The organism is bacterium, from assembly GCA_027622355.1.
In the GTDB taxonomy this organism is placed as follows: Bacteria; UBA8248; UBA8248; order UBA8248; family UBA8248; genus JAQBZT01.
Map to the genome: position 1 here is coordinate 1 of JAQBZT010000119.1, position 8,229 is coordinate 8,229.

Genomic DNA, 8,229 nt, shown 5'->3' on the forward strand with positions numbered 1-8,229 from the left:
CGCGTCCAGTTCGACTGGCCGGTGCAGGGGAAAATCATCCGCCGCTACGGCAACAAACGGGGACTCCGCTCGGACGGCATTGACATCGCCGCCACGCCCCGGACCACCGTCAAGGCCGCCGCGAACGGCAAGGTGATTTTCAGCGATTGGGGCCCCGGCGAGTTCGGGCGGACCATCATCATCCGACACAGGGGCGGGGAGTTTCATTCGGTCTATGCCCACAACGCGCAGAATCTGGTAAGAAAGGGAGACACCGTGCAGCGCGGGGCAGCGATTGCCCGCGTGGGGCGATCGGGCGGCACCGAGATGGCCATGCTCCATTTTCAGATTCGCTACCGGACGAAGCCCCGCAACCCGCTTTCCTATCTTCCCTGAGGCGGTTCCACCTGTACATGGCGAATTCCTGATCAAGCGGCAATGAGCGCCTGAACAGCAATCGCCAACCACAGGCCAATGCCCATACAATCAGTGAGCCCTCTGTTGAAGTCGAATACGTGAAAATTTCTTCGATGGATTCGGAAAAAATGAGCGATTCCACGCACAACCTTCGGTTTGATTCAGAATATAAAAAGGACGTTCGTCTCCCGTGGCATCCCTCTTGGTTGCCCCGGGCAATGCGGCTGAGATTTTTCCTCCCCGGCGTGTTTTTTTGGTTCGTGATATTCCTTTTTTTCGATGTCGGACTGACATGGAGTCTCGTTCTCATCTCTTGGCTCATCCTTCATTGGTATGCCCACCGTGCGATTCGATGGAAGCAATATATTCGTGAAAAAGAGATTCTCCGCCAGATTTGCGAGAAGGACGCCATTCCGATTACGTCCTTCTACCGGCACGAACGGCCTGAGGCGGAAATGGCCAACCCTTCTATCGAGGTTCCGCAAGACCTCGACCAGCGGTTGGTTTCAGAGTTCGAACCTTCCCATGTAATTCGCGGACGGCTCGCACGCGAATGGTTGAACGAATTTTCACGACCCGGTCTGATTTCAGGAGATGTCGGATGCCTGGCCGGCGATGTGAGCATTGAACATACCAATAAGGGGCACATTGCTTTTCTTTTCGATTTGGATCTTAAGGTTTTAAGGGTTGCTTCAAAGAAAACGGGACGACCGGTCGTTCAGGCTGACGCGTGCCATTTTCCAATTCAAAAAGAGGCTTTTGAATTCATTACTTTTTTTGAGGTGATTGAGCACATTTTTGATCCTGCCAAGGCAATGCGTGAAATTTCAAGCTCCCTGAAACCGGGCGGACATCTATTGATGAGTACAGACAATGCCGGATTTCTTTTGGGTGCTCACCTTTTTAACCCGTTGATTGTTTTGGAGAGAGTTTTCGGAATATTTTTTCCTTCCATTTTGCCTCCGCGAAACCTTGTCAAGGAGGATGAGAAAACCGGCAAGACATACCCACATGTGAGCTTTAGTTCATCGCAAATCAAAGCCTTGGCCGAGGTTGCTGATTTGAAAATCATGTGGCTGAAAAGTTATGGCTTTTTCCCGGGATTTCAATATCCCTTGTCAAAATTATTTCCCATGTTAACGCAAAAAAAATACGCCAATCTTGTATTTCCAATTGAAATGTTGTTTCAAAGTCTTCCTGTTTTATCCCGGCTGGGGACACACTGGGTTCTCGCATGCGAGAAAAAAAAATCGATCGCCCCCTAGCCTAAGCACGTACATGGTCAATTACTGATTCGGCCGATTCTGAGATAATGCACCAGGGCCTTTTCTTTCAGGTAGCCCCTCATAAGAATTTCTGTGCCCAGATTTTCGAGGGATAAAATCTCTTTCGAATCAATGTATTACGACTGGGGAAAATAGGAATTTAAGCCGAAAAAGTCGCTGGACCCGTACAGCGCGGCCTCTATGTGATTGCGGAGAAGGCCCGCGCCGAATAATATGCCGCTTATTTCCCGTATTTTTTCCAGAGGAGCGCCATGAACCCCGAAGCCGACGATCTGATTCGCTATATCCGCGATGTGCCAAACTTCCCGAAGGAGGGGATCGTCTTCAAGGACATCACCCCGCTCCTCGCAAATCCCAAGGCGTTCCAGACGGCGGTGGACCTCATCGCCGATCCCTACATGGGGGAGAGGATTGATATCGTCGTCGGGGCCGAGGCGCGCGGCTTCATCATCGCCTCCCCGCTCGCCTACAAGCTCGGCGCGGGATTCGTCCTGATCCGCAAGCCCGGCAAGCTCCCCTGGAAGAAAGAAGCGGAGACCTACGCGCTCGAATACGGGACCGACACCCTGGAGATCCACAAGGACGCCATCCAGCCCGGCATGAAGGTGCTCATCGCCGACGATCTGCTCGCCACCGGCGGCACGGCGCTGGCCTGCATCAATCTGGTCAAAAAGCTCGGGGGCGAGGTCGCCGCCATGACCTTCTTCATCGAGCTCTCTTTCCTGAACGGCCGGGAGAAGCTCGCGCCCTACCCGGTGCACTCGCTGATCCAATACTGAAGCTTCTCTTTTTCCGGGAGGGTGCGCGATGAACGATCCGGCCGATCCGTCCAAAGAGAACGCCCCCCCCGAGGCGAGAAACGTCCTTGTCGCCGGCACGCCTTCCGGGCCGATGAGCCCCGCGCGGCGGGCGGCGGGGACACGGGTCCCTCGCCCTACGATCTGCTCCTCGCCGCGCTGGGGGCCTGCACCTCGATGACCCTGCGCATGTACGCCGACCGCCGGGGATGGCCGCTGGAGGGCGTGCGCGTGCGGCTCCGCCATGCGAAAATTCATGCACGGGACTGTGAAGCGTGCGAGACCGAAGATGGCCGGATCGATCAGATCGAGCGCGAGATTACGCTTGAGGGCCCGCTGGAGGCGGATCAGCGCAAGCGCCTCCTCGAAATCGCCGGAAAATGCCCCGTCCACCGGACGCTGCACGCCGAGGTCGAAATCCTCACGCACGAGGCGAGCGCGTAAGGAAAAAGGGGCGGCTGTCTCTGTGCCCCGGTGGTGTGGCGCTAAGGGAAAGGAGAATTTATCCATGGAGCAGGTGAGCCGGCACGTTTTCGCCGACCCGATCCTGGACGGACCGAGCACGGTGGGGGCCATCCAGACGCCGGAGGGCGTCATTCTCATCGACTCGCCCAACCAGCCGAGCCGGGCCGTGAGATGGCGGGAGGAGGCCGGGGCGCTCGGCGAGGTCCGCTACCTCGTCAACACCGACTATCACATCGATCACACCTTCGGGAACGCCTATCTTCCCGGCACCGTCATCGCCCACCAGGTGACGAAGGACATCTTCTTCCAGGACACCGCCGTCGGGCCCTGCCCGATGAAGGACCCGGCCCCCTACATCGCGCGCATCGATCCGGGGGGCGCCCATCTCGCGGAGGGCTACGTGGCGCGGCCCCCCGAGATCACCTTCCGCGATCGCCTGAAAATCTATCTGGGCGGAGTGGAGGTCGAGATCTTCGAGGCGCCCGGCCATATCTCGTGCATGCTGGTGGTCTACGTGCCCGGGGACAAGACCCTTTTCGCGAGCGATACGGTCTTCAACAACGTCATGTCCTGGTATCACGATGCGCTGCCCTTCGCCTGGCTCGAATCGCTCGACCGCCTCCGGGCGATGGATATCGAGACGGTCATCCCGGGCCACGGCGCCGTGGGCGGGCCGGAGTTGCTGGACGAGATGAAGGCGACGGTGCAGGGGGCGATCGATCAGGTCCAGGCCGTCATCGGCACCGGGGCGAGCCGCGAGGAGGCGATCGGGAAGATCCCCTTCCTGGGGGATATCCCGGTGAGCGCGGGCTTCAAGCCGATGGTGGGCAAGCTGCAGGCGATGTTCGTCGGAAATCTCTACGATCAGATCACGGCGGGGAAGAGCTAGGGCGAACGTTTTTCAGGCGTGCGCGACGATCACCTTGATGAAATCCTTGTCCTCCCCCTGCATCCGGTGCAGCTGCGCCTCCACCTCGCCGGGGCCGGGCTCCGGGACGGGGCGCTCCTCGAATCGGATCACGCCCGCTTCCAGCAGGACGGGGGCGCGCATTGTCGCCATTGAGAAAGCTCCTCTGGCCGGTGATTCCTGGCCGGTGATTTCTAGTTGGTAATTCCCTCAAGTGAAATAGATTTCCCGTTGAGTTCCACCGTGCTCGTGAGGGGAACGGCGGTTTCCACCATTTTCTCGGCGTAGCAGCCCTGCTTGGCAAGGCGGATGAGGCGGAGAATCCGCTCCTCGGGCTCATCGGACTCCACCCGGAAGTGGGTGCGCACCGCCCGGCAGCCGGAATTCACCGTCCCCTGGAGGACGGAACCCTTCAAGTAATAGTCGAACTCTACCCGGCAACTCGCTTTTTTAAAAGGAGTTTTCGTCATGTGGGCGTACCGCCCAAGCTGGGTGAGGAGTCAGAAGCCCACCCCCATCGCGATGTAGGTCAGCGGCTGGGGATGGAGGTCCTGCCCCCCGATGCGGGGCGGCTCGTCGCAGAAGACCTCGAAGTGGCGGTAGCGGCCCACCTTCGTCTGGCCCTCGCCCCGGGTTTCGGTCTCGGCGATCATGGTGATCTCATAGCCCTCCTTCGGGAGCTCGGGCTTATCTATGGTCCGCTCGCCGGGGACGGTGCTTTCGTGCCAGGGGAAATTCGGGCTTTCGAGACTATCGGTCATGGCTTCCTCCAAAGCGGGAATATGGTGTAGAACGGCAGTATATCCTTCATTGGAATTTTAGGGACATTATCGGCGATTTTCCATCGCCGCGGGGAGGGAGCCATGGACAGCCAGATGAAGAGCGAAGTGCGCGACGAGATGCAGATCGACTGGGATGTGCCCATCGAGATGGATGACGGCCTCATCCTCCGGGCGGATGTCTTCCGGCCGCAGGGGGAGGGGAAATACCCCGTCATCATGACCTACGGCCCCTACGGCAAGGGCCTCTCCTTCCAGGAGGGCTACCAGCCGGCCTGGGAGATCATGATCGAGAACCATCCCGACGTCCCCGCCGGCTCCACGAACAAATATCAGAACTGGGAGGTCGTGGACCCCGAAAAATGGGTGCCGGACGATTACATCTGCATCCGGGTCGATTCGCGCGGCTGCGGCCGCTCCCCCGGCTACGTCGACTGCCACGGCATGCGCGAGCGGCAGGACCTCGCCCAATGCATCGAGTGGGCCGCCGTCCAGCCCTGGAGCAACGGCAAGGTCGGCCTCAACGGCATCTCGTATTACGCCATCAATCAGTGGAGCGTCGCCTCCCTCCAGCCACCGCACCTCGCGGCCATCTGCATCTGGGAAGGCACCTCGGACCGCTACCGCGACAACACCCACCACGGCGGCATTCTCAACACCTTCGGCGGCGGCTGGTACGACCGCCAGGTGAAGAACGTCCAGTACGGCCTCGGCGAAAATGGAAGGCGCAGCGTCGTGACGGACGATGTCATCTCGGGGCCCGAAGAACTCTCCGATGAAGAGCGCGCCAAGAACCGCGCCGACCTTCCGTCGGAAACTTTCGCGAACGCCATGGACGGTCCCTACTGGCGGGATCGCTCGGCCGATTTTGAGAACATCCAGGTGCCGCTGCTCTCCGCCGGCAACTGGGGCGGCCACGGCCTCCACCTGCGCGGGAACATCGAGGGCTTCACCCGCTCGGCCTCGAAGGAGAAATGGCTCGAGGTCCACGGCCTGGAGCACTGGACGCTCTTCTACACCGACTACGGCATCGACCTGCAGAAAAAATTCTTCGGCCACTTCCTCAAGGGAGAGGACACCGGCTGGAAAAAGCAGCCCCGCGTCCAGCTCCAGGTGCGCCACGTCGATAAATTCGTCAAGCGCTTTGAGAGTGAGTGGCCGCTGGCCCGCACGCAGTGGACGAAATTTTCCCTCGACCCGGCTCACATGAGCCTGAACGCCGAGCCGCCGAAAGAAGAGGGGCGCATCAGCTACGCCGGAATGGGGGAGGGACTGACATTTCTTCTTCCCCCCTTCGGGAAAGAGACCGAGATCACCGGCCCCTCGGCCTGCAAGCTCTTCGTCTCATCCGAAACCGAGGACGCCGATCTCTTCCTCATCGTGCGCCTGTTCACCCCCGACATGCGGGAGATCACCTTCCAGGGCGCGCTCGACCCGACATCCCCGATCGCCCACGGCTGGCAGCGGGCCTCCCACCGCAAGCTCGACCCCAAGCTCAGCCTGCCGTACCGGCCCTATCACACCCACGATGAGAAGCAGCCCCTCGCGCCGGGGGAGGTCTACGATCTCGACATCGAGGTCTGGCCCACCTGCATCGTCGTCCCCGCGGACTACCGCATCGGCCTCACCATCCGGGGGAAGGACTACGTCACCCAGTCGCCGAACCTCGAGTACAGCCTCGCGAAAAACCGCGGCACCTTCACCGGCGTCGGGCCGTTCCTCCACAACAATCCGGAGGATCGCCCCGAGGCCATTTTCGGGAAAAACGTCACCCTCCACACCGGCCCCGCGCACCCGGCGCACATCATGCTGCCCATCGTGCCGGAGAAATAGGGGAGGGGGGGGAGACGCGGTTTTAGAAGAGGCAAACTGGTGCCCCGGACAGAACAAAAATGAAAACTTCTGGGTGCTCACCATTCCCCTGACCACCTAGACGGATTCTTAGGTTTGGAGGGACACGAAGGATAACCGGGGACTGGTTCTTAGTGATGTCTTTGGGGTGGATTTTCGCTGTATCTATTAATTTTAAAAGGAATTACCCCTTCCCTTCGAAGGTCGGGACAAAATAGAAAGTGATGGATTCTTGCTATTTCCCGACCTGCCTAAACGGATTATCAAGTTAGCAGAGATGCGCTACCTGTCGATTCGATACCGGGGTTGAAAAGGAAAATGAGACCCACCGGCCATTTCCATATTCTCGAATTCCACACTGTCAATCTTATCGATTACATCAACTCCTGCCAATAATCTCATCTCACACGGGATTACGAGGCAATCCGACTACCAAAGGAGAAACGATTGCGGTCGTTAGGTCATCTAAAAAGTATTTGACAATCCCAAGCCCCGCAAACCGTCTTCGCCCTGCTCTGAAATCTGAATACGCGGTTGTCGTTGTGATCCATCTCGGATCGTATGGAAAGATGAACTTACTTGCTTCCACCTTAGTATAAAAGTGAGGCGAGTGTTTTTCATTGAACTGCTGTATCCACTTGGCATCTCCTGAAGATCCCACATTTACACCATTCTTTGTGTAACAAAGTTGTTCGAATGAGATCACACTACCGATGATCTCTTCGCTCGGCGGGATTACCTCGGGCAAGGAGATGGCCATAATTTCGGCACTTTCGACAGCCCTTTCAAGTTCATTGAGCACCCGGATTATATATACTCCTTTAGGAATCCCATCAACACAGGTTTCAATGATTGAATCGGAGATACTGTCAGCAGGTAACAACATTGAGAGACGTGGAACATTAATATAATGCAACGTTGACAATCGGCCTTGCCAAGATTGCTTTTTATACACACCTCCAGACGATAATTCGACGTGTGCGTTTTTTTCCGCAACTGCCTTCCATCCACACAATTTTTCAGCAGAATAACTTTTCCCATCATTCTTATCGATTAGCGTGGCACAACTCGCGCAAAGCCAAATCCCATTTTCGAAACTGCAACGCTCTGATTCGGTCTGGCTTGGATCGTATCTTGGCCCTCCAGGCGAAGCAGCACAAATATGTGCGGCTATCCCAATAATTGTAGCTTTGTCTTCTGCGTACGCATCAGGTCCCGTAGTTGGCTTCCTGCAAAGTGGCTGAGAGCACAAACCACCTACACGGTCCCTCAAGCTCTGTATTACCATTTTAGGAAAATCATCGCGCTTCTTTCTAGGCATATAGTTATCTCTTCTCAATCCTTTACACACAGACCGGAAAAACTATATCTCTTGGCTATGCCTCTCCAAAATCCTCTATTTCAGCATGGACCAAGATAAGGGAGGCATGTCAACCAACAGACATCGAGCCCTGAGCCGCGCCCGGGTGTCATGGACGACAAACTGGTGCCCCCTGCGTGATTCGAACACGCGGCCTACGGATTAGGAATCCGTTGCTCTATCCGGCTGAGCTACGAGGGCAGAGGGCGGAATCTGCGTGACTCGGGGGGTACGGTCAAGGGTGCGGGGCAGTCAGTCCTTTTTGGGGGTTCTTCGGCTGCGGCGGGCGGCTAGGCGCTGTTGGAAGCGGCGTTGGCGGACGGGTTTGATGTCGCCCGGCTTGGCCGTTTCGGGGGCGTCATCTTTGTCCAGTTCGGTGGCCGGGGTG

The 8,229-nt window shown here is 57.6% G+C and carries 8 protein-coding genes, 1 tRNA gene and 1 pseudogene; 6 read left to right on the forward strand and 4 right to left on the reverse strand.

Features of this window, described 5'->3' with window-relative positions; all coding sequences use genetic code 11:
* The 5 genes and pseudogenes from O2807_08280 to O2807_08300 form a co-directional block, all read left to right on the forward strand.
* Nucleotides 1-375: peptidoglycan DD-metalloendopeptidase family protein (locus tag O2807_08280; protein MDA1000497.1), on the forward strand; the 375-nt coding region annotated here is incomplete at its 5' end.
* A gap of 149 nt (nt 376-524) precedes the next feature.
* On the forward strand, nt 525-1,661 hold the full coding sequence (locus O2807_08285; protein MDA1000498.1) for a class I SAM-dependent methyltransferase: 1,137 nt from the start codon (nt 525-527) through the stop codon (nt 1,659-1,661).
* A gap of 272 nt (nt 1,662-1,933) precedes the next feature.
* Nucleotides 1,934-2,461, forward strand: a complete 528-nt coding sequence (locus O2807_08290) for an adenine phosphoribosyltransferase (protein ID MDA1000499.1) — start codon at nt 1,934-1,936, stop codon at nt 2,459-2,461.
* Between the two features lie 108 nt (nt 2,462-2,569).
* A pseudogene (locus O2807_08295) lies at nt 2,570-2,923 on the forward strand (OsmC family protein).
* 64 nt (nt 2,924-2,987) lie between these two features.
* Entirely contained in the window at nt 2,988-3,833 is an 846-nt protein-coding gene (locus tag O2807_08300) for an MBL fold metallo-hydrolase (GenBank protein ID MDA1000500.1), read from the forward strand.
* 12 nt (nt 3,834-3,845) lie between these two features.
* Here O2807_08300 and O2807_08305 read toward each other — a convergent pair whose 3' ends face one another.
* Together O2807_08305 and O2807_08310 are read right to left on the reverse strand one after the other, a co-directional pair.
* Complete coding sequence (locus O2807_08305; protein ID MDA1000501.1) at nt 3,846-4,004, reverse strand: hypothetical protein; 159 nt, start codon at nt 4,002-4,004, stop codon at nt 3,846-3,848.
* A gap of 41 nt (nt 4,005-4,045) precedes the next feature.
* Nucleotides 4,046-4,612 carry an OsmC-related (seleno)protein gene (locus tag O2807_08310; protein MDA1000502.1) on the reverse strand — a complete coding sequence of 189 codons (567 nt, stop codon included), beginning with the start codon at nt 4,610-4,612 and terminating at the stop codon, nt 4,046-4,048.
* A 102-nt stretch (nt 4,613-4,714) separates the two neighbouring features.
* On the opposite strand from O2807_08310, the gene O2807_08315 reads away from it, so the two are divergent.
* Entirely contained in the window at nt 4,715-6,463 is a 1,749-nt protein-coding gene (locus tag O2807_08315) for a CocE/NonD family hydrolase (GenBank protein ID MDA1000503.1), read from the forward strand.
* Nucleotides 6,464-6,884: 421 nt separating this feature from the next.
* Here the strand turns inward: O2807_08315 and O2807_08320 are convergent, their stop codons facing one another.
* Together O2807_08320 and O2807_08325 are read right to left on the reverse strand one after the other, a co-directional pair.
* On the reverse strand, nt 6,885-7,802 hold the full coding sequence (locus tag O2807_08320; GenBank protein ID MDA1000504.1) for a hypothetical protein: 918 nt from the start codon (nt 7,800-7,802) through the stop codon (nt 6,885-6,887).
* Between the two features lie 163 nt (nt 7,803-7,965).
* A tRNA-Arg gene (locus O2807_08325) sits at nt 7,966-8,042 on the reverse strand.
* Nucleotides 8,043-8,229: the final 187 nt, after the last annotated feature.

Excerpts from the sequence above, each read along its gene's own strand:
- O2807_08320 (MDA1000504.1), bottom strand. The coding sequence starts at position 7,802 with ATGCCTAGAAAGAAGCGCGATGATTTTCCTAAAATGGTAATACAGAGC.
- O2807_08305 (MDA1000501.1), bottom strand. The coding sequence starts at position 4,004 with ATGGCGACAATGCGCGCCCCCGTCCTGCTGGAAGCGGGCGTGATCCGA.
- O2807_08285 (MDA1000498.1), top strand. The coding sequence starts at position 525 with ATGAGCGATTCCACGCACAACCTTCGGTTTGATTCAGAATATAAAAAG.
- O2807_08290 (MDA1000499.1), top strand. The coding sequence starts at position 1,934 with ATGAACCCCGAAGCCGACGATCTGATTCGCTATATCCGCGATGTGCCA.
- O2807_08315 (MDA1000503.1), top strand. The coding sequence starts at position 4,715 with ATGGACAGCCAGATGAAGAGCGAAGTGCGCGACGAGATGCAGATCGAC.
- O2807_08300 (MDA1000500.1), top strand. The coding sequence starts at position 2,988 with ATGGAGCAGGTGAGCCGGCACGTTTTCGCCGACCCGATCCTGGACGGA.